At 71.6% G+C, this 21,302-nt stretch carries 13 protein-coding genes and 2 pseudogenes; 12 read left to right on the top strand and 3 right to left on the bottom strand.

What is annotated here, in order from left to right; translation table 11 throughout:
- Positions 1-339: 339 nt before the first annotated feature.
- The gene (locus ABD466_RS43105; RefSeq protein ID WP_344663111.1) at positions 340-576 is read left to right on the top strand and encodes a hypothetical protein; all 237 of its coding nucleotides are present in this window, start codon (positions 340-342) and stop codon (positions 574-576) included.
- Positions 577-1,056: 480 nt separating this feature from the next.
- Here ABD466_RS43105 and ABD466_RS43100 read toward each other — a convergent pair whose 3' ends face one another.
- From ABD466_RS43100 to ABD466_RS43090, 3 genes and pseudogenes are all read right to left on the bottom strand, one after another.
- Entirely contained in the window at positions 1,057-1,983 is a 927-nt protein-coding gene (locus tag ABD466_RS43100; RefSeq protein ID WP_344663110.1) for a DUF5994 family protein, read from the bottom strand.
- On the bottom strand, positions 1,949-2,380 hold the full coding sequence (locus ABD466_RS43095) for an alpha/beta hydrolase (protein WP_344663109.1): 432 nt from the start codon (positions 2,378-2,380) through the stop codon (positions 1,949-1,951). The genes ABD466_RS43100 and ABD466_RS43095 overlap by 35 nt, the downstream gene beginning before the upstream one ends.
- 44 nt (positions 2,381-2,424) lie before the next feature.
- Positions 2,425-3,029: pseudogene (locus ABD466_RS43090) on the bottom strand (zinc-binding dehydrogenase); the annotation flags it as partial.
- Positions 3,030-3,698: 669 nt separating this feature from the next.
- On the opposite strand from ABD466_RS43090, the gene ABD466_RS43085 reads away from it, so the two are divergent.
- From ABD466_RS43085 to ABD466_RS43035, 11 genes and pseudogenes are all read left to right on the top strand, one after another.
- On the top strand, positions 3,699-5,066 hold the full coding sequence (locus ABD466_RS43085; RefSeq protein WP_344663108.1) for a hypothetical protein: 1,368 nt from the start codon (positions 3,699-3,701) through the stop codon (positions 5,064-5,066).
- A gap of 55 nt (positions 5,067-5,121) precedes the next feature.
- Positions 5,122-9,873, top strand: a complete 4,752-nt coding sequence (locus ABD466_RS43080; RefSeq protein WP_344663107.1) for a DEAD/DEAH box helicase — start codon at positions 5,122-5,124, stop codon at positions 9,871-9,873.
- Positions 9,870-11,471 carry a TIGR02677 family protein gene (locus ABD466_RS43075; protein ID WP_344663106.1) on the top strand — a complete coding sequence of 534 codons (1,602 nt, stop codon included), beginning with the start codon at positions 9,870-9,872 and terminating at the stop codon, positions 11,469-11,471. Before ABD466_RS43080 ends, ABD466_RS43075 begins: the two co-directional genes overlap by 4 nt.
- The gene (locus ABD466_RS43070) at positions 11,468-13,006 is read left to right on the top strand and encodes a TIGR02678 family protein (RefSeq protein WP_344663105.1); all 1,539 of its coding nucleotides are present in this window, start codon (positions 11,468-11,470) and stop codon (positions 13,004-13,006) included. The genes ABD466_RS43075 and ABD466_RS43070 overlap by 4 nt, the downstream gene beginning before the upstream one ends.
- Positions 13,003-17,115: a TIGR02680 family protein gene (locus ABD466_RS43065; RefSeq protein WP_344663104.1), complete on the top strand. Its 4,113-nt coding sequence runs from the start codon at positions 13,003-13,005 to the stop codon at positions 17,113-17,115. Before ABD466_RS43070 ends, ABD466_RS43065 begins: the two co-directional genes overlap by 4 nt.
- A 44-nt stretch (positions 17,116-17,159) precedes the next feature.
- A complete protein-coding gene (locus ABD466_RS43060) occupies positions 17,160-18,392 on the top strand; it encodes a TIGR02679 family protein (protein ID WP_344663103.1) in 1,233 nt (410 codons plus the stop codon).
- A gap of 378 nt (positions 18,393-18,770) precedes the next feature.
- Positions 18,771-19,127 carry a PRC-barrel domain-containing protein gene (locus ABD466_RS43055; RefSeq protein ID WP_344663102.1) on the top strand — a complete coding sequence of 119 codons (357 nt, stop codon included), beginning with the start codon at positions 18,771-18,773 and terminating at the stop codon, positions 19,125-19,127.
- Positions 19,128-19,154: 27 nt separating this feature from the next.
- Positions 19,155-19,319, top strand: a complete 165-nt coding sequence (locus tag ABD466_RS43050; protein WP_344663101.1) for a hypothetical protein — start codon at positions 19,155-19,157, stop codon at positions 19,317-19,319.
- A 377-nt stretch (positions 19,320-19,696) separates the two neighbouring features.
- Positions 19,697-19,966: a hypothetical protein gene (locus ABD466_RS43045; protein ID WP_344663100.1), complete on the top strand. Its 270-nt coding sequence runs from the start codon at positions 19,697-19,699 to the stop codon at positions 19,964-19,966.
- A gap of 553 nt (positions 19,967-20,519) precedes the next feature.
- Positions 20,520-20,969, top strand: a complete 450-nt coding sequence (locus ABD466_RS43040; RefSeq protein ID WP_344663099.1) for an STAS domain-containing protein — start codon at positions 20,520-20,522, stop codon at positions 20,967-20,969.
- Positions 20,966-21,302 (top strand): annotated as a pseudogene (locus tag ABD466_RS43035) (F0F1 ATP synthase subunit alpha); the annotation flags it as partial. The gene ABD466_RS43040 and the pseudogene ABD466_RS43035, both read left to right, overlap by 4 nt.

The raw sequence follows: 21,302 nt of genomic DNA, 5'->3' as shown, positions 1-21,302 counted from the left end.
AGGGTGTCGGCCAGGTCGACGAAGGTCTCGACGAGCCGTTGCTCTCGAGTCACGCTCATCTCTCCAAGGTAGTCCCGGCCGCGTGCCGAGGGACGCGGCGAACGGTCTGTGCTGGACGCCGATCACACCCGTGGCCTGGTGGACCTCGGCGTGGGCCGGTGCGGTTCCCGCTGGACCGCGGCCTCTGCGAGGCCGACGGTCGTCGAACCCGGCAGCATGATCCAGAACTCGACAATCGGAATACGGAGTACGCTGCTCATAGCGGATCCACCTCCCCGGACCCCGGTGGCCGGTCTCGCATCCCCATCATCATGTGAGCACCCTTGGGAAGTGACGGGCATGGCTCCGACAGCGCGGCCCGGTGGCGAGGCCGAGAACGCCATCATCGAACGGCTCTTCAGCGCGAGTCTGGAGCTGCACGCAGCGCTGCGGCTCGTTCCGGACGAACCCACCACGACCCTGCTCCACGAAGCCACCGACCTGCTGGACAGCGCCATCTGTCGGCTCCGCGACCAAGCGTTCGACCACCAATCGGCGCCAGCTGCCCAGAGCCGACTCACTGTGCCCGTCCGGTAAGCCGCCCGCGCGCTTGTTCCGGGCAGGCTGATCGGCCGGTCAGGTGCCGCAGCAGGGCCGCGCTGAAAGTGGCAAGGCCGCACTGGGTGGGCGGGTAGGTGCTCAGAAAGCCAGAACTGGTCATGGCGGAGCCCTCACTTCGTCGATCGGCAGCAGGACGAGCGGCGGTTTCGCGGTTGCCCGCGGTTGCCCGCGGTTGAGCATTCGAGGCGATCGCGTTGCGAAGGGCGACCACGACCCTGACCGGGGACCAAGACGCGGAGCAGGAGGCTTCGCTGTGCCGGTGGGCTGCACCGCCACTGGACGACGGTGTCACTGCCGACAGTATCAGCAGGCCTCTTCGCGGCTACCGCCAAGTTTGTTCCAGGCCGTCTGAAAACTCGTACTCACCACGCCTTGGCGACCTCAACCAGGCTGGGTGCGGCAGCAGCAGACCGCGGGCGCACCACCGGAGGCAGTTCGCGCATCAAGGCCGAGCTGTCATGGAAGCAGTTCGGCAGCCGTCGCTTGGTTGTCGCGCCCGGCGGCTTCGGCCATGGCCGTCCTCGCGGCTCCCGCGCCGGTCCATGGCGGGACGACCAGGAACAGGAAGTGGTCCTGGAACCCGAGGCTGAGGCTGATGGTCCGGTCACTGCCCGGGAACCAGCTTATCCTGATCACACGGCCGTCCACGGTGATGCTGCGCGGCACATCGTCCCAGGCCTCGGTGTCAAGGCCGACCCGCACGATGCGGCCCAGGTGGGCGGTCAGCGCCGTGATCAGGTCCGGCAGTTCGGCCTGGACGTGGTTCGAGCGCGGCCACCAGGCCCCGTCGAACACCCCGGTCTGCGACAGGGCCGGTTCCAAGGCCAGCCGCGGCAGGAGCGGAGCACCGCAGGCGTCGCCCCGCAGGGGTGGAGAAAAGTCGGTGAGCTTGTCGGCGACCTGCGGGACGTAGTCGGGGTTCCAACACAGGTCGATGTGCGAGGCGCCGTCGATGACGTGTAGTTCCTTGGGCTTTTGCGCCTTCTCGACGGCATCCTGGCTGTAGTACAGCGTGTCGGCCTTCGGCCCGGCGATCAGCAGCAGCGGGCGCGGGGAGATCAGCTCGATGCCCTCGAAGGGGAAGAACGCCGTCTGCCGGCTGAGGCTGGACAGGGCGAAAGTGCCCATGAACCGCGGGTTGGGGTCGGTCTCGGAGTAGTACTTGTAGCCTTCCAGGTACATTGCCGGGATGGTGGACAGGTCGTTCATGGCGAACTTCGGGTTGTCCGCGATCAGGGAGAACATCTCCACCTCACCGCCGGCCGCCTCGCGGGTTCGGGCCTGGGCGGAGCGTTCGAGCAGGCTGGTGCGGTACTCGGCCGTCTGCGCGCCCAGGGGCCCGACGCCGTCACGGCGGGCGGCGCCGATATTGAAGGTGCTCACGCTGGCCACGGCCTTGATGCGCATCTTGGTCTGCGAGGCGTTGACGGTGTAGCCGCCGCCGGCGCAGAGGCCGAGGGCTCCGATGCGGTCGGGCTCCACGTCGGGGGGTGCTCAGGAAGTCGACCGCGCAGCGAATGTCCTCCACGCGGGCGGATGGGAAGTCCGAGAAGTGCGGCTCGCCGCCGATTTCGCCCTGGTAGGAGGCGTCGAAGACGAGGGCGATGAAGCCCTGAGCGGCCAGCAGCTTGGCGTAGGTCGTGGAGACCTGTTCCTTCACGGCGCCGATGGGCTGGGTGATCACAATCGCGGGGTACCTCGTGCCCTGCTGGAAGCCGTCCGGCTTGAACAGGTTTCCGACGACGGTGTTGCCGTTGTTGACGAAGGTGATGGAGTCCACGCTCGAGTCCTTGCTGTGCGGGGTGGTGGCGCGGGTCGACGATGTCAGGGGCGGATGACGACCTTGAGTGCTTCGCGGTCGTTCATCAGCCGATAGCCTTCGGCCACCTGCTCCAGGGGAACGGTGCGGTCGCAGACGCGGCCGGGGCGGATGGCGCCGTTCGGGATGTGCGGCATGAGCTGTTCGATGTAGGCGCGGGCCGGGCCGGCGCCGCAGGTGAGGGTGAGGTTGCGCATGAAACCCCCGAACCCGAACGGGATGGCCGGGTACTGAGTTCGCCCACGCGGCTGATGGCGCCTCCGTCGGTCACCACGCCGGCGGCCTGCTTGAGGGAGTCCTCCAGCCCAACGCACTCCAGGACGCGATCGGTGCCGAACCCGCCGGTCATCTCCTTGACGGCGTCGACGCCGTCGGAGCCGCGGCCGGCGACGACGTCGGTGGCGCCGAACTGTCGGCCCAGGTCGGTGCGGGCGGTGTGGCGGCCCATGAGGATGATGCGTTCAGCGCCGAGCGGCTTGGCGGCGATGACCGAGTACAGTCCGACCGCGCCGTCGCCGATCACGGTGACGCGCTCGCCGGGCTTGACGCCTGCGGTGTGGGCCGCGTGGTAGCCGGTACACATCACGTCGGACAGCGTCAGCCGTTCTGGCCACTTCTTCCGGATCTTCCACAGCCGGCGAATCTTGAGGAAGCCTTCGCCGGTGTCCCGTCGGGGCGGTATGACTCTGCACCCCGAGGCGGCGGCGCTCCTGGAGTGTCCGGGTCTGAGCAGATCGCCCGCGGTGGACGCCGCGTCGAGTCACACGCGCGAGCCGTAGGCTGGGCAGGCGGCGGTGAGGAGGAGGTCGGGTGGATGCGGACAGGCTCAGCAGTCGCTCGCGACTCCGGCCGCTTGCTCGAACTGTGCGAAAGTGCGTGGGCTCCGGCGCTGCGCGGGAAGGTTCTGGTCGCCGAGGCTGAGCCGGAGCTGCGCGTCGACCTTCTTCCGGCGGTGGCTGCCGCGATCAGCCGTCGCGGCGCCGGGACGGCGGCCGAGCGGTGGCCCGCGTGCTTGCTGATGTCGGTGGTCGGTGCCGTTGCGGCGGGCTACCGCCACGGATCTGCGTGGTCCGTGTGGTGGCGCGCCTGCGGCAAGCGGGTGTCGTCCGCTGCCGGGGCTGTGGCGTGGGAGCGGGCTTTCCGCAGCGCTGCGACAGTGTTCGGGCTCGCCGAGTTCGGTGACCGTTCCGGTGATGAGGCGATTCTGTTGCATACCGGTGTTCCCGACGCCTTTCTCGAAGATCTGTGCTCTGCGCTCGTCAGGGGGCTGGGAACGCCGGTGAGCGCTCCCGTGGCGTTGTTGATCGGACAGCCGGAGGCCGCGCCGTTCGTGAGCCGCTGTCACGACGCGATGGCCGTGATCGGCGACACCGGTGCTGTCCGGGATCCACTGCCCCGGCGGTTCCTCGACGCCATGGCGGACTTCCGGTCTCGGCGCGAAGGCGTGATCGGCGCGAACCGCCGTGCCCTGCGGATCGAGCCGTTCGGCCGTGGTCCGGTGCTGGTCGGCGCTGACGGCTCCGAAGCGCCCGCCGCGGTGGCCGACGTCGGCGGCCGGCTGTTCGTGTTCGGGGAGGACGACGCCGCGGTGGCAGAGGACCTGGTGCTGTCTCCGGCCACGGTGTGGCTTCTGTATCCGGCTGATACCCCACCGGTGGCCGGCGGGACGCTCCGCGTCGTGGCCCACGGCTTACTTCCGGCTCGCTGGCCGGGCTGGTCGCTGGTGCAGGCCGATCTGAAAGACGTCACCTGGCTGCGGGCGGGGGAGCCCGGGAGTGCGCGCCGTGTGGTCGGCGGCAGGAGTAGACCGACCCTGCTGACCGGCGCACCGCTGGCGGGTCTGACCCACGGTGCAGGCCGTCCCGTGTTCGCCGAACCTCCGGTGCTGCGTCTGCCCGCCGGGGCCGCCGAGTGGTCCGTGGAGGTGCGTGATCGCGATGGCGGAGTCTGGGTCCGCAAGCGAGTGCGCGGCCAGGCTGAGGCGGTGACGGAGACGTCTGCGTTCTGGGATGCCGTGCCGCGTCCGCTGATCGGCGAGTACAGCGTACGGGTCGGCGGCGGCGACGGACCGGGCATGGTGCGAAGTGTCGCGCTCGCCGAGACCCTCGCGGTCGAGCGGTTCCCCGATGTCCGTCTGCTCAGAGCCGAAGGGCTGGAGCCGGCCGAGGTCGTCCTGCATCCCGGTCGGGGGATGACCGCGGTCCCGGCGGCGCTGACCTTCGGGGCGACCTGCCCTCGGCTGCCGGTCGACCTGGTGACCCGGCATCGCCGCGAGCGGTTCGTCGTGGAACCGCCCCGGATGCGGGTCGGCACCGAGGACGGGGTCCACGAGGCGGACGCCGTCCGCCCGCCCCGACTGGAGCGCGCCGAACTGGCCCGCGGCGGTCGGCTGTTCATCGAGCTCCCCGGCGCCGAGCGGCTCCCCTCGCTGGAGGTCGTGGCTGACGGACGCGTCGTGCAGTCGGTGAGACCGCACCGGGACGGCGGCTACAACCTGCGCCGAGTCCTCGACACCGTCACGGCTCATGAGGAGACGGTTCTCAGACTCGTCCACGACGGCCGTTCCGCGACAGTAGCGTGGATCCTGGACACCGCCTCAGCGCAGGACCCGTGGCTGCCCCGCGCCACCGGTTCCGTGGAGGGTTGATCGCTGCCGTCCGGACCGGCGTCCGGACGCCGCCTGAACCTCGGAGCACCGACCTGTGGATCCCCTGGCCACCAGCGGCCTGATCGCCGACACCTACCGGCGCTATCTCCGTTCTCTGCTGCCGGTTCGGGAACCGGCCCTGGCAGCGGCGCTGGCGGCGGAGATCGAAGCGAGCCCGCTGCTCACCAAGGGCCCGCTGGTGGAAGCGACGCCGCCCTACCGGACCGGGGCGAGTCTGCGTGACCTGATCGGCGAAGGAGTCCTCGATCCCGGGTTCGCACGCCTCGACAGCGCCGCACTGCCTCTGGACCGTCCGCTGTACGCGCACCAGGAGGCTGCCCTGCGCAAGGTCCACGCAGGCCGGAACCTCGTGGTGGCGACCGGCACCGGCTCCGGCAAGACCGAAAGCTTCCTGCTGCCTGTCCTGTCCGCGCTCGCCGCCGAGCACAGCGCCAGGACCCTCGGCCCCGGTGTCAGGGCACTGCTCCTGTATCCCATGAACGCACTGGCGAACGACCAGTTGCGCCGCCTGCGCCGGCTGCTGGCGGCCACGCCCGAGATCACCTTCGGCCGCTACACCGGGGAGACCCCCGAGCAGGCGCGCGCCGGGGCCGACCAGTTCGAGGCGTTGAACCCCGGCGAGCCCCGGCTGCCGAACGAGTTGCTCAGCCGGCAGGAGATGCGCGCGGAGCCGCCGCACCTGTTGCTCACCAATTACGCGATGCTCGAATACCTGCTGCTCCGGCCCGCCGATCTGGAGCTGTTCGAAGGCGCACACGGCGGTTCCTGGCGGTTCGTCGTCCTGGACGAGGCCCACGTCTACGACGGCGCGAAGGCCGAGGAGGTGGGGATGCTGCTGCGCCGGCTGCGTCACCGGGTCTCGGCGGGACGGCGGCTACAGGCCATTGCGACGTCGGCCACCGTCGGGGACCGGCCGGAGGCGGTGGCGGCCTTCGCCTCGAATCTGTTCGACCTGCCGTTCGAGTGGGAGCCGGAGGACGCGGCGAGGCAGGATCTGGTGACCGCTCAGCGGGTGCCGATCCCGGCCGGTCCGTATTGGGGGCCGCTGGACGCCGCGGCATACCGCGCGCTGGCTGACGCCCCCGATGCCGGGGCCGAACTGCTACGGCTGTCCGCGGAGGCGACCCACGTCGGCGAGGCGTCCACCGTCCTGGCGCATGAGCGCACCATGGCCGAGGCGCGCGCGGCGCTGGCCGCCGGACCCCGGCCGTTCGGCGAACTCGCCGATGTCACCGGCTTGGGCCTGGACGGGCTCGCCGCGCTGGTGGCCGTCGGCGGCAGAGTGCGCGACGCATCCGGGACGCCGGTGCTCTCGGCGCGCTACCACCTGTTCGCGCGGGCAACCGAGGGCGCCTTCACCTGTCTGACGCCCGACGGTCCGCACGTGTGTCTCGGGCGCCGCGAGCGCTGCGACCGGTGCGCCGGGACGGTCTTCGAGTTCGGGTCCTGCCAGCGCTGCGGCGCGGTCCACCTGGTGGGGACGGTCGAAGCCGACGGCGGCGAGGTGTTCAGCCCCCGGATCGCCGGCGCGGAGCGCAGGACCTGGCTGCTCGTCGAAGACGGTCCGGATGCGGCGCAGGAGGGTGACGGCACCGACACGGCCGACGAGGACGACGAGACGCTGGACGAGACCAAGCGCACCCGGGACGGGGACGAGTCGGCTCTCCTGTGCACCCGGTGCGGGCGGCTGGGCAGGGCTGCCGGTGCGGGCGGCACCGGCCCGGGCTGTGCGTGCGGCACCGCGGCGGCCCGGCGGGTGCGGCGGCTGAAGACGTCGTCGGGCTCCCCGTCCGGCTGCGGGGCCTGCGGCGCACGCGGTGCCGGGACGATCCGGCAGTTCGAGAGCGGGAACGAAGCCTCCGCCGCCGTGTTGACCACTGCCTTCTATACCGCCCTCCCCGCAGAGGAAGGCAAGGCCGACCGGCCCGGCGGCGGGCGCAAGCTGCTGACCTTCAGTGATTCGCGGCAGGCGGCGGCGTTCTTCGCTCCTTATCTGGAGTCCAGCCACGCCTCGGTGCGCAGACGCCGGCTGATCCTCGCGGGGCTGGAGACGGCCACGGCCCGGGACACCGTGGTGAGCGTCGACGATCTCATCGAGGCCACGGCGGGCGCGGCGGCCTCGGCCGGGACGTTCACCCGGCGGGACTCCCGGCAGCAGCGCCGTCGCGAGGTCGGCCGGTGGGTGCTGCGCGAACTGGTGGCCTTGGACGAGCGCCACAGCCTTGAGGGTCTGGGCCTGATGCGGGTCGGGCTGGGCCGGGAGCCGTCGTGGTCGCCGCCGGCGCCGTTGCTCGATCTGGGCCTGACCGCCGACGAGGCGTGGGCGCTGCTGACCGAGCTGCTGCGGACCCTGCGTCTGCAGGGGGCGTTGACGATGCCGGAGGACGTCGATCCGGCCGACGAGTTCTTCGATCCCCGGCGCGGCCCGGTGTATGTGCGCGGGGACGGGGCCGAGGCCCGGCTCAAGGTGCTGAGCTGGGTGCCGACCAAGGGGGTCAACCGGCGGTTGGACTATCTGCGCAGGCTTCTGATGGTCCTGTCGCCGCCAGGCGGCGCCGACGCCCGCGAACTGCTGGCGGGGTGCTGGCGCTATCTGACCGCTCTGCCGGAAGGCTGGCTGACCGCGGCCCTGGTTCCGCAGCTCGGCCGGGTGCGGCAGGTGGACCACACCTGGCTCACCATCGCCTCCGGCACCGGGGGCGGGATCTTCCGATGTGATCGCTGCCGGCGGATCGCGGTCAGCACGGTGCGCGGCGTGTGCCCGACCCTCCGGTGCTCCGGAGCCCTGCTGCCGGCCGATCCCGAGGAAGACGAGCACTACCGGGTCCTGTATCAGAACACAGCGCCGATCCCGCTGGTCGCCCGCGAGCACACCGCGCAGTGGACGCCGCTGGAGGCGGCGGACATCCAGCAGCGGTTCCTGGCCGGCGAGGTGAACGTCCTGTCCTGCTCGACGACCTTCGAGCTCGGCGTCGATGTCGGCGAACTGTCCGGGGTCGTACTGCGCAACATGCCACCGAGCACGGCGAACTACATCCAGCGGGCCGGACGTGCCGGACGCCGTGCGGCCTCGGCCGCGCTGGTCCTCACCTACGCCCAGCGCCGCTCCCACGACTTGTCGCGGTTCGCTGCGCCGGAGCAGATGATCGCCGGACAGCTGCGCGCGCCCTACGTCCCCCTGGGCAACGCGCGCATCGACCGCCGCCACGCGCATTCGGTGGCGTTGGCGGCCTTCTTCCGGCACGCGAAGGAGAGCTGGGGCGAGACCTACAAGAGCGCGGGGGCGTTTTTCCTCCGCGACCCGGACGACAAGGCCGGCGAAGCTCCGTACACGCGGATCCGATCGTTCCTGACCCCGGTCCCCGGCGACGTTCGCGAGACGCTGGAGGCGGTGCTCCCCCCGAGCGTCCGAAAGGAGATAGGCGTCGAGGACGGCTCATGGGTGGAACAGCTCGCCGCGCATCTGGAGCAGGTCGCCGCCGAGCTCGCGCACGACGTGGCGCTGTTCGAGGAACGCCGGACCGAGGCGTTCGCCAAGCGCCGCAGCGACGTCGCGGCGCGGTTCGAGCGCAGTGTGAACACGGTGACCCGCAGGTCCCTGATCGGGTTCCTGGCCAACCGCAACATCCTGCCGAAGTACGGCTTCCCGGTGGACACCGTCGATCTGCGGACCGCGCACTGCGACAGCCCGGTCGGAGCGCGCCTGGAGCTCAGCCGGGATCTCGCGGTGGCGATCCACGAGTACGCTCCCGGCGCCGAGGTGGTGGCCGGCGGCGTGCTGTGGCGCTCCGGCGGCGTCTACCGCCTGCCCGGCCGCGAGCTGATCAGCCGCCGCTATCTCGTGTGCCGGGAGTGCGGGCACTATCGGGAGGGCGGCGACGAGTTGGAGCCGGCCTGCCCGGCGTGCGGACATCCCGCCGACGGCCCGGTGCGGGAGTATCTGGTCCCGGAGTTCGGGTTCGTCGCCGAGCACCGGACCGGCAAACCCTCCGGCACCCCGCCGTCCCGCTCCTGGTCGGGCGGAACTCACATCGTCTCCCTCGGCGAAGACCCCGCCGAGACCCGCTGGCGCTCGGCCGGCGGTGCGGTGGCCTGGTGCCGGTCCGGCTCGCGCGGGCGTCTGGTGACCGTGTCCGAGGGACCGAACGGCGGCGGATACCTGATCTGTGCCTGGTGCGGATGGGGGACGCCGAACGAGCGGAAGACGCCGAAGAACCACAACGATCCGTTGCGCGGGAAGACTTGTACCGGGCCCTTGCAATGGCGGTCCCTGGCCCACGGCTACGAGACCGACATCCTGGCCCTTACATTCGACGCTCCGGGCTCCACGGGTACCGATCGGCGTCTGTCGCTGCTGTACGCGCTGTTGGAGGGCGCGAGCACCGGGCTGGAGATCAGCCGGGACGACATCGACGGGGCGCTGCACGCCGGCGCGTCCGGACCCGGCGGCCGTGACGGCCTGGTGATCTTCGACACGGTGCCGGGCGGCGCGGGCGGCGCCGGCCGGATCGGCGCTCATCTGGACGTCGTGGCCGCCGCCGCGCGGGAACGGTTGTCGGCCTGCGACTGCGGCCCGGAGACATCCTGCTACGGCTGCCTGCGCAACCGTCGCAACGAGCATCATCACGAGCGGCTGGCCCGCGGCGCGGCGCTGGAGTCGCTGGAAGCGCTGGCCGGGCTGGCTCCAGACGGTGACCGGGACCTCGATGCGGCGTCGCCGGTGATGGTGGCGAACTCGGCGAACGTGCGCGGAGCCGCTGCGGCGTCAGGGAGAATGGCCGGGTGACGGAAGCGGCCACCGAGACACAGACGGCGACGGATCCCGCGTCGACCGCATTCGGCATCGACGCCTTCACCGCCGAGGACCGGTTGCGTCTGTTCCATTTCGCGGCGGCTGAGAAACGGCACGACTATCTCTGGGTGCTGCGGGCGTTCGATCGGGGCCGGGCCAACTACCAGGTGTTGCTGCACGCCTCCGAAACCCGCGACCTACTGGCCGGACTGGCTGCCGATCACGCGGACGCGGCCACGGTCGGAGATGTCCAGCCGCTGCTGGACGCGCTGACCGACTGGCAGGTGCTGGACCGCAGCTACGACGGCACCCGCGCGGCCAACCTCGCCGAGTACCGCAACCGCCACTATGTGTACCAGTTCACGCAAGCCGGGTACCGCGCCTACCGCGCGGTGGAGGACGTGCTCGGTGCGAGCCTTGAAGACGCACAGCTGTCCCGGCTGGTGTTCCCCGACATCCTGGCGGATCTGCGGGCCCTGGCGGCGGCGAGCTCCGCCGGCGACGCCGAGGAGGTGTATCGCAAGCTCTCCCGCCTCGACGGGGCTCTGGCCGACATGGCGCAGCGCGCGGCGCGCTTCTACCTCATGCTCGGCGATCTGGCCCGCACCAACGACACCCGCCCGGAAGTCTTCCTGGCCCACAAGGACTCCCTGCTGGCGCACATGCGCGAGTTCACCGCCGAGCTCGCCAGGTTCTCCCCGCTGCTCGCCGAGGCCGTCGCCGACGTCGAAGCGACCGGCCTCGACCGGCTGGCCGGGCTCGCGGCCTCAGCCGACGAACGCCTGTTCCGCTCCGTGCCGGACCGGGTCGCGGACTGGACGCAGCGCTGGTCCGGGCTGGTCCACTGGTTCGCGACGAGCGAGCACAGCGAGAGCGAGCGGCTCCAGGACGCCACCGTGACCGCCATCTCCGGGGTGCTGGCGCTGCTCCGCCGCGTCACCGAGGCCCGCCGCGGCGGCGTCAGCCGGGAGAGCCAGCTGCGCCACCTCGCACAGTGGTTCGCCGCCTGCCCCACCGACGACGACGCCCACGCCCTGTTCCGCGCGACCTTCGACCTCGGCTCGCCCCGGCACGTCGCCGTCACCCACGCGGACCCGGAGCTGATCAGCACCCGGCAGTCATGGTGGGACGCCGATGCGGTGGAGCTGTCCCGGACGCTGGTGCAGTCCGGCCGCACCCCGCGCCTGACCGGCCCCGGCCGGGTCGAGCGGGCCGAGGCGCAGCGTCACCACCTGCGGGCCCTGCAGGTGAAGGCCCAGGCCGAGGCGCGCGCCGCCGCCGCGTCGCTGGCCTCGGACGGGGTCTATGGACGGGTCCTGGACGAGCCCGAGACCCGGACCCTGCTCGGGCTGCTCGACCTGGCCTTGGTCGCGCGGGTGCCGGTCTCCTCCGGTGTCGGCCGCTCCGGATCTTCCGGATCTTCCGCACGCTCGCACGGTGTGCGGCTCACGCTGGTGCCTTGTGCCGGCTCGACGACGGTGGCCACGGTGCGCGGCCGCCTGCATCTGGACGGTCTGCGACTGGAGGTCGCCGAATCCGCCGCCGGTACCCGGAGCGCCGCACAGAGAGCCGCGGAGGGGAAGACGGCATGACCCAGACTCCGACTGCCCGGCCGGCCCAGCCGACCCTGACCGCGCACCGGGTCGCGGCCGACGTCGGCCCGCTGGAGCTGGCCGACTATCAGAAGGCCGTCCGGCTGCTGCTGCGGCACCCTCTCGTCACCCCGATCTGGCCGGATGCCGCCGCCCTGCCTCTGGTTCGGCGGTGGGCCGACCGGCTGCGCGTCGATCTCCCTGAGGTGCTGGGCTACCGTCTGGTGACCAGTGCCGACACCGCGCGGTTGGTCCGTGTGCAGGATGAGCTGGATGCCACCCAGCCCGCGCTGACCCGGGCAGGGCGTCCCTTCGACCGCCGCCGCTACGCCTACCTGGTGCTCGCCCTGGCCGCCCTGGGCCGGTCCGGCACCCAGATCACGCTGTCCGAGCTGGCCGAGAGCGTGGCCGCCGACGCGGCGCGCGTGGACGGGCTCGGCATGGACACCGAGCGGAAGGCGGATCGGGACGCCTTCGTCGACGCCATCGCCTTCCTCGAGGCGCGCGGCGCGTTGCGCACCGCCGACGGCAACGCCGCGGCCTGGGCCGGCGACCCCGAGAAGGCGGAGGCTCTGTACGACATCGACCGGGGGATCACCGGCGCCGTCTACCAGCCGAACAGGGTCCTGCAACACCTGCGGTCGGTCACCGAGCTGCTGGGCGACGGCAAGGGCGGCGCGGCCCGGGGGGTGTCGGGAACGTCGCTGAGCGGCAACACCCAGCGACGCTCGGCGGCCCGCCGAGCGCGGCGGCTGGTGCTGGAGCAGCCCGCTGTCTATTACACCGACGTCGAGGAGTCCTTGCACGGGCAGTTGCGGGGCGGTGCCCTCGCCGAGGATCTGGAGCGGCTCACCGGGCTGGTGATGGAACGCCGGGCCGAAGGCGTGGCGTTGATCGATGTCTCCGGCCGTCTGTCCGACGCGCGCTTTCCCGCCGGCGGCACCGTCGCGCAAGCCGCCGTCCTCCTCGCGGCGAAGATCGCCGAGCAGGTGGGCAAGCCGGGCGTCGCGCGGCTGCCCGCCGCGAGCGCGGCCGAACGTCTGGCCGCGGCGGCGGCCCGGATCGACGGCGCGCTGCCGGATCGGGGCGGGTTCCAGGCGGTCCTGGACGCCCTTGCCGTCGACGACCTCGAGGGCCTCGGCGGCCTCGCCGCCGTCGGCGAGCAAGACCTGGACGCCGCCGAGCCGGCCGGAGCCCGGGACGGCGACGGCGCCCGCGAGACGACGTACCCGTTCCTGCCCGATGCCTGGCTGCGCGCGGCCATGCACCGCCTCGCGGCCGAGTTCGGCGCCGGCATGTCCAGCGATCTGCGGGACGACCCGGATCGGCTGACCGCGCAGGCGGTCGTGCTGCTGGCGTCGTTCCGGCTGGTCGCCCCCGTTCCCGGCGGCGTTCTGGCGCTGCCGCTGCTGGGTCGCTATCGGAGCGTCACCGCGCAGGTGAAGACCCGTGCTCCGGCGATCCCGAAGCCCACTCAGCCCTCGCTGTTCGAGACCGTGTCCCAGACCCCCGCCGTTGAGGAAAGCACCCTGTGACCCAGACCGCCGCCTCCGACCGTTATCAACCCACGCGAGCGGGCATCGTCAACCTCTGGGACTACCGCGATGAGGAGTTCTCCTTCGCCTCCGGCTGGCTGATCCTGCGCGGGCCCAACGGCTCGGGCAAGACGAAGGCACTCGAGGTGCTGTTCCCGTTCGTTCTGGACGGCCGGATCGACCCCAAGCGGCTCAACCCCTTCGCCGCCGAAGACCGCACCATGAAGTCGAACTTGCTGTTCCGGGGGCAGGACAGCGCTTTGGGCTATGTCTGGCTGGAGCTGCGCCGCCGCGACTGCGGCCAGAGCGTCACCATCGGCATCGGGATGCAGGCCCACCGGCATCGGGACGCCTTGACCCGGTGGCATTTCGTCGCCGAAGGCCGACTTGGCGAGGACTTCTCACTGTTCACCGACGACGACCGGCCGCTGACGAAGAAGCAGCTGGTCGAACAGATCGGCGCGGAGAACCTCTACGACACCGCCGGCGACTACCGGGCGGCGCTGGACCGCCGCCTGTTCGGCCTGGGGGCCGACCGCTATGAGCAGATGCTCACCCTGATTCTCACGCTGCGGCGGCCACAGCTGGCCAAGAACCTGGACCCGGTCAAGCTGTCGGCGACACTGACCGGTGGACTGCGTCCGGTCGACGACGAGCTGATCGCTGAGGCCGCTCGCTCGTTCGACGACATGGAGGCCGTCCAACGGACGCTGGAAGGACTCGCCGCCGCCGACGGGGCCGCTTCGGCGTTCCTCGCCACCTACAGCACGTACCTGCGGGTCCACGCCCGCTGGGCCGCCGACAAGCTCACCGAGCGCCGAACGACGGCGACGGCGCGCCGCGAAGCCGCGGACCGCGCCGTGCGGGACACCGAGTCAGCCCGTGCGGAGCAGGAGGCCGCCGCAGAGCGTTCGGCGGCGTGTGACAGTGCCCTGGCGGCGGCTCGGGCGCGTCTGTCCCAGCTCAAGGCGTCCTCGGCGTATCAGGCCGCTGAGCAGCTGGACGATCTGGAACGGCTGGTGCGCAGCCGCCGCGAGAGCGCTGAAGCCGCGGCGGCCGAGCATGCGCGGCGCCGGAGAGCCGCCGAGCGGGCCCGTGCCGAAGTGTCGCGTGCCGAATCCGAACTCACCGAGCTGGCGGCCGCCGTCGGCCGGCACGCGGCCGAACTGGCCGACCAGGCCGCCGCCGCGGGCATCGCATGGCAGGCTGCTGACGCCGAGCCGGCCAGCCTGGCGGTACGGGCCTCGGCACAGGCCGCCGCCCGGACAGAGGCGGTGCGCGCGATCCGCGCCGCGCTGGCGGCGGTGCAGCGGGCCGAACAGGGTCGCGACCATGCGCGCGTCAGCCTCGACCAGGCGTTGGCCGCCCTGCAGGAGGCCGAGACCGCCGAACGGGCCGCCGCGGCGGCGGTCCAGGCGGCGCGAGCGCAGGCCGGATCCGAGATGGCCGCCTGGTGGCGTGAGCACGGACCGAGCCTGCCGCCGCCAGTGCCCGACCTGCTCACCGAGTCCTTGGCCGAGGCGTTGGCGGCGGTCGGCGAGCCCGAGGCGCCCGCCCTGGCCGCGGTCTACACCGCCGCCGTCCAGCCGCACGCCGACGGGCTGCGGGATCGCCAGGCGGCGTTGCGCGCCGAGCGCTCAGGCTTGGTGGCCGAACACCGTGCCGTCACGGCGGAACGAGACCGGATCGCCGCAGAGTACGACGATGCCCCGCCGAGCCGCGCCGGACGGGCCGCCGACACCTCCGCCCTGCCGGGTGCGCCGCTGTGGCGGCTGGTCCGCTTCGCTGACGACGTGGACGACGCCCGAGCCGCCGGTATCGAGGCCGCGTTGGACGCGGCCGGTCTGCTGGACGCCTGGGTCGCCCCCGACGACGCGTCGATCGTGCCCGCAGACGGCATGGCCTACCTGCGGCCCGGTCCGCCCGCGGCGGGTCCGAGCCTGGCCGATGTGCTGGTGCCCGATGTCTCCGGTGTTCCCGAGGGCGACAAGGCCGGGGTCCGGGCCCGCGCGGCCGTCCCGGTGAGCGCGTCCCGGCTGACCGCGATCCTGCGCTCGGTGTCCACCGGTGACGACCTGGCCGCCCACCCGGCGGTCGTCACCCCCGACGGCCGCTACGCCCAGGGCGTCCAGATCGGTGCGCACCGCAAGGAAAACGCCGAATACATCGGCGCCACCGCGCGGCAGCGGCGGCGGCAGGCCCGCATCGCCGAGTGCGAGGTCCGGCTGCGCGACCTGGACGGGGCACTGGCCGGGATCGACCGGCAGACGGCGCAGATCACCGACACCGTGGCCGCCTTCGACGCGGCGCGCGAGGCTCTGCCGCGTACCGGCGCGATCGTCTCGGCGCAGCGGGATCTCGCCCGCGCCGACGCGGCGCTGCGCACCCGGCGGGAGGCGGCGGACCAGGCTCAGGCCGGCTATGACGCGGCGGTGGCTGCGGTCGGCGTCACGGAGCGCGCCATGAACCGCGCGGCCGCCGAGCACCGCATCGCCCCCGAGGCCGCCGACGCCGTCGAGGCGGCCGTCCACCGGTTCACCGCCGCTGTCAGTGCCCTGATGGCGGCCCGCCGGGAGGCGGACCGGCAGCGCCAGACCGTGGCCGCGGCCGAGGGCCGCTCGGCCGTGGCCGCCGACGAGCTCGCCCAGGCGGCCTCGGACGAGGCCGCGGCGGGCCTGAAGCACGCCGAAGAGCAGGCCAAGCTCGACGCCCTGCACGACACCATCGGTGCGGACGCCGCCACGGTTCTGGCCCAGGTGCACCAGGCCGAGGAGGTGGTCTCCGAAGCCGATCGCGAGTCTTCCGCCGCGCGTGAGGCGGAGCGCGAGGCGTTCTCCACGACGTCCGGCGCCGTGGCGACGCTGAACGCGGCCCGGGAGGCGGCGGCCGTGGCGGTGGCCGAGGAGCGGAACACGGCCCGCGAACTGGCCCCGTACGCACAGCGGGAACTGCTGGACCTGCTCAGGTGCCCGCCTGGCCTGGCGTGGCCAGCGCAGGAGGCGGACTGGGCCGGGGACGACCTGCCGGAAGCGGTCGTTGCGATCCACACCGCGATCGGTGCCGCCACCCGGGACCTGGCTCCGACCGAGAACACCCTCAAGGCGTCCACCACCCGCCTAACCAAGGCTCTGGACGATCTGCAGGCCCAGCTCGGCGCGGCCGGGCAGGACTACCGGCCGGAATGGGACGGCGCGGACGGCGTCATCGTGGTGCGCATCGCCGACGAGCAGGGACCGCTTCCGGTCGGCGCGTTCGCGCAGCGCATCGCCTCCGCGCGCAAGGACCAGGAACTGCTGCTGTCCGACTCCGAGCAGCGCATCCTGGAGGACGCCCTGCTGACCCGGCTCGCGCAGCAGATCCATGACCGGACCGTCGACTCCCGCGACTTGATCCGGCGGATGAACACCGAGATGCGATCCCGGAGGATGTCCAGCGGTGCGACCGTCGGCGTGGCCTGGCTGCTGGCGGACGAGTTGGACGCGGAGCAGCGGGCGGTGTGCTCCCTGCTGGACGCCGACGCCGCGCGCCTGACGCCTGACGCGCTGGCCCGGATGCGCGCCCACTTCGCCACGCAGATCAAGAACGCGCGGGCGCGTTGGCGCGATCGGCCCTACCGGGAGTTGTTGGCCGACGTCCTGGATTACCGCGCTTGGCGGCAGTTCGCGTTCCACCTGGTGCGTCCGGACGGCAGTGAGGAGCGGCTGACCCGGGCCCGGCACAGCCGGCTGTCCGGTGGTGAGCAGTCGGTGTCACTGCATCTGCCGCTGTTCGCCGCCGCCCACGCCATGCTCAACTCCGCCGCGCCGCACGCGCCGCGGCTGCTCGCCCTGGACGAGGCGTTCGCAGGTGTCGACGACACCGGTCGCGGCGAACTGCTCGCGCTGGCCGCCCAGTTCGATCTGGACCTGTTCATGACCGGCTACGACCTGTGGGCCGCGCACGCATCGGTTCCGGCCGCCGCGCACTATGACCTGGCGCACTCCCCGGTCGAGCATGCTGTCAGCGCCCTGCTGCTGGTATGGGACGGATCCGAACTGCTGGCCGACGACACCGGGGAGTTGGGCGCGGCCCTCGGTTCGCCGGGCACCCGGCGGGTCCCGGCGGCGTGAGGGGCGGTCGATGACTGCCACGGCACGAGCCCTGTGAAGCGGCGATGACCCTGGACGACCTGCGCGGACCCGGCTGGCAACGGCTGCTGGCCGCCGCGCGCCGCCGCCTGGAGCGGACCGGTGGCCGGCTTTCGGGCTCGGTCGGCATCACGGCTCCGACAGATGCTGAGCGCCGGGTGGTGATCGGGGTCACCGGCGCCTACCGTGCCGAGGGCGTCCGGCGGCTGTCCGTGCCGTTGTCGGTGCTCGACGACGGACTGCGCAGCGCTCACGGGGCCGGCCTGGTCGAGACGCTGGAACGGCTCGGCGGCCCGCTGCGGGACCGCTCGGCCGATCGCGCCGCCGAGGCGGCGGGCCGCTCCGGCCTGGCAGCCGTCATCGCCGCCGGGATCCACGCCGGCGAGCCGTGGTACGACGCCTGGGCCGAGGCGGTCACGGCCGACGGCACCCTGACCCGGCTGCTTCGCCGCGGCGAGGAGCACGTCATCACGCAGACGGTACGGATTCTGGACCTGTTGCCGGTCCGGGCCGCAGGAGCGCCGCTCCCGCTGCCGGTGCTCGCCGAGCGGGCCACGGGCGACACCAAGGCCCTGATCCCCGGTACCGGGACCACGTCGCTGGTGCTGCGTGCGCTGGCCGCGTGCGCCGACCAGGACCCGCCGCGTGACGCGGCCTCGGCCCGCGAGCTGTGGGAGCGTTTCGGTGTCGTCGCCGACGACCTGGCCAGCCAGGTTCTGGTGCTGAACCTGCGCGTGGCGCGTGACGGGCTGGTCGCGGGCTGGCTCGCCGACGCGGCCGGAGCCGGGATCCCGTTCCGCCTGACGCTGCACCAGCTGTCGAAGTCACCGCTCACCGTGACGTCACCGCTGGTCCACGTCTGCGAGAACCCCGCGGTGCTGCGGGTCGCGGCTGCCGAACTGGGCGCCGGCTCGGCCGCGCTGATCTGCACCGAGGGCGTCCCCTCGGCGGCGTGTCACCGGCTCCTGCGATCCATCGTGGGCGGCGGCGCCCGCTTGCGAGTCCGCTCCGACTTCGATTGGGCCGGACTGCGAATCACCGATTCGCTCCTGCGGCACGCCACCGCGGAGCCGTGGCGGATGGCAGCCGGTGATTACCTCGAAGCGCTCGCCGCCGGCGACTCGACGCCCTTGACCGGTCCGGTCGCGGCCAGCGATTGGGACCCGGCGCTGGCCCAAGCCCTGACTGCGTCCGGTCGTGCGGTCATGGAGGAGCGGATGCTGCCATGGCTGCTGAACGATCTTCGTGGTTCGCGGTGAGCTGACTGGTTGCCTACGGAACCGCAGCTGACATGGGAAGTCGCGAAACGGCTCAGCAGCAAGCATGTGCGTCCCGGACGACCTCCCTCATCCTCCGGTTGGCTGTGGGTGGTCGGCCGGGGCGGCCAGGCGCAGCTCACCGACCCGGCCCGGTGGGCCGCGGCATCTTGTGCTGGGCATCGAGAACGGCTGGCTCCATCTGGGTCCCTGCATCTCCTTGCGGCGCCGGCTTTTGAGCTCTGTTGCGAGTTGCGCGGAACGCCATGCTCTTCCCCAAAACGTTTCATTTATTTCATTCGGAGCATAATGGAAGAACCACAGGTCAACGGTCGCAAGGTCGGAGCAGCACACGCCCTGGCCGGTGCGGGAGGAGGCGTGATGATCCAGGCAGCGGACCTGCGGGAGTGGCGTACGTGCGATGTTGTCGACGCCGGCGGGCACAAGATCGGCTCCATGGAGGCGGTCTACGTGGACACCAGCACCGACGAACCCGCGATGGCCACCGTCCGGGTGGGCCTGCCCACCAGGCATCGCCTGGTGTTCGTCCCCCTGGACGGCGCAATCGTGGGACCCGGCTACGTCAAGGTCAACTACGCCAAGTCGCTGGTGAAGGGTAGCCCGGCGATCGGCACCGATGATGTTCTGCCCTTTGAGGACGAGGAAGCCGTATTCCACCATTACGAGTTGCCCTATGAGGCAGGTGCCTCTGGCGAACGGCAACTCGCCCGCCGCTGACCATCAGTGCTCAACAGGAGAAGCGCCATGGTTGTGTTCCTGCTCGTGATCCTGGTCGCGGTCGTGCTCGGCATCATCGGCGCCGTCGCCGGAGGCCTGTTCTACCTGCTGATCATCGGCTGCGTGCTCCTCGTCGCGGACCTCGTCTATGGCGTGGTACGGCTGCGTCACCCGCGGCAGCGGCATCGGTGAGGACCTTTGTCGCGCGGACGGTTCCTGACAGGGCCCGGTCGTGCGGTCGTGGAGGAGCGGACGCTGCCGTGACTGCTGAACGATCTCCGCGGTTCGCGGTGAGCTGACTGGTTCTGGCGGTTCAGCGGTGAATGGGGCTCGGCGAGCGGAGCCCACCTGACCGGGAATACGCTAGAGGGGCGACTCCGAAAACGCTGTTGTGCGTGTGGGCTGCGTCGGGCGCGCCAAGGCGCAGCGGAGCTGACCAGTCGGCGGGTGACTGGTTGTTCCTTGGTCACCTCCGGAGCGGACGAGGCGTGACCGGATGGCGATGGCGGCGGAAGCCCGCGTCACGCAATGGTGCCCGTATCGTCGGCCACGATCGGAAGAGCGAAGTCATGGCGACACTGGATGAACGCAAGGCCTTCCGGACGACGGTCCTCAAGACGCTGTACGAGGCCGTCGCCACCAATCGTCCGGTGGTCAGCGGTGCATCGCTTCGCGACCGGCTTTCCGTGCCCGAGGAGGACCTGTCCGCCGCATGCACCTATCTGGCCGGCGAGGGCCTGATCGCCGTCGACTGGACATCGCACGCCACACCCGCCGCCATCTCGCTGACCCACGAGGGCATTCGCTTCATGGAAGAGATCGAGGCGAGGGAGGAGTAGCGCTGAAAGGGCGGTGCCGTCCGGAGCCGACGGTCGGAGCGGCCCACGAGCCGTCGGCGCGGTCGTCAGAGGTTGGTAGAGGAGTCCCGGCTGACTGCGTCCAGCACTGACCGACTCGGTGTGGCGGAGGTCGGTGAGTCGCCGAGCGGCAGGCCGGCGCCGGCTTCGAGCGCCCCGCAGGCGTAGGCAGTCGGCGATCGTGGCGTCCGTGCGGCGGAGTAGACGGCGGCCAGGGCCGGCGCTGGTGCAGGGCGCCCGGGGATCGGTACCGACGATGTTCCGACCGTTGAGGACGAGGAAGCCGTGTTCCGGCGGGCTGCCCTGCCGGCGGTGAAGATCTTTGCCGCGCCGGCGGCTCCGGCCCGACCGGCTGCGCGGGGATGCACCTGCTCGAGGGCACGTCAAGTCCGTCCCGTGCCCGTCGGTTCTTCTGATCGGGGGCGTCCTCGCAAGCCGAGAGGTCTAGACTCGGGGTACGCCCGGCCAATCTGGGCCCGTCTCCCTGGACCCCGGTGACGCTTCGCACACCTGCGGCACGTCCAAGGAGGCTTTCATGGCGGGCATCCCCACAGATCCGAGTGCCGATCCCGGTCGGCGGGAGATGCTCGTCGGCACATCGCGGACGTTGCTGCGCATCTCGGTCGACATGACTGCGGGCAGGCCGGTGATCGCCTTGGCCGGTGAGTTGGACGTCGCAACTGCTCCCGCGGTCGAGGCCGTCTTCTTCGAAACTTTCGACGTCCACCGTCGGCCGCATGTCGTCGTCGACGTGGCCAGGTTGTCCTTCTGTGACTGCGTGGGCTTGAGCGCGTTTCTCCACGTTCGCAACCGGGCTCTCGCCGGCGGCGGGTGGGCCCGGCTGTGTGGTACCGGCCCCGGTTTGCGGACGGTGCTCGGCATCACGGGGCTGATGCCGATACTGCATTGCTATCCGACCGCAGCCGATGCCTTCGCAGATGTCGAACGCAGCACGCCCGATCCAAGAGGACAGGAACACCTATGACAGAACTTACGATCCGTCCGGCAGAGATCCGGGCCGCGTTGGAGCGCTTTGTCGCTTCCTATAAGACTGCGGCGACGCCCATAGATGAGGTCGGGGCTGTCACGGTGATCGGTGACGGCATCGCCAGGGTTGAGGGTCTGCCCTCGGCCATGACCAACGAGCTGCTGAAGTTCGCCGACGGCACCCTGGGCATCGCCTTGAACCTGGATGTCCGGGAGATCGGGGTGGTCGTTCTCGGCGATTACGGTCAGATCTCGGAGGGGCAGCCGGTGACGCGTACCGGCGAGATCCTGTCCACCCCGATCGGCGACAAGTTCCTGGGCCGCGTGGTGA

It is taken from the genome of Catenulispora subtropica, from assembly GCF_039531675.1.
Taxonomy (GTDB): domain Bacteria; phylum Actinomycetota; class Actinomycetes; order Streptomycetales; family Catenulisporaceae; genus Catenulispora; species Catenulispora subtropica.
This window is presented reverse-complemented; position numbering and strand designations above follow the sequence as displayed.

Bases quoted from the DNA above. Each gene is read 5' to 3' on its own strand.
- ABD466_RS43055 (WP_344663102.1), top strand. From the start codon at position 18,771: ATGATCCAGGCAGCGGACCTGCGGGAGTGGCGTACGTGCGATGTTGTC.
- ABD466_RS43040 (WP_344663099.1), top strand. From the start codon at position 20,520: ATGGCGGGCATCCCCACAGATCCGAGTGCCGATCCCGGTCGGCGGGAG.
- ABD466_RS43060 (WP_344663103.1), top strand. From the start codon at position 17,160: ATGACCCTGGACGACCTGCGCGGACCCGGCTGGCAACGGCTGCTGGCC.
- ABD466_RS43050 (WP_344663101.1), top strand. From the start codon at position 19,155: ATGGTTGTGTTCCTGCTCGTGATCCTGGTCGCGGTCGTGCTCGGCATC.
- ABD466_RS43070 (WP_344663105.1), top strand. From the start codon at position 11,468: ATGACCCAGACTCCGACTGCCCGGCCGGCCCAGCCGACCCTGACCGCG.
- ABD466_RS43105 (WP_344663111.1), top strand. From the start codon at position 340: ATGGCTCCGACAGCGCGGCCCGGTGGCGAGGCCGAGAACGCCATCATC.
- ABD466_RS43045 (WP_344663100.1), top strand. From the start codon at position 19,697: ATGGCGACACTGGATGAACGCAAGGCCTTCCGGACGACGGTCCTCAAG.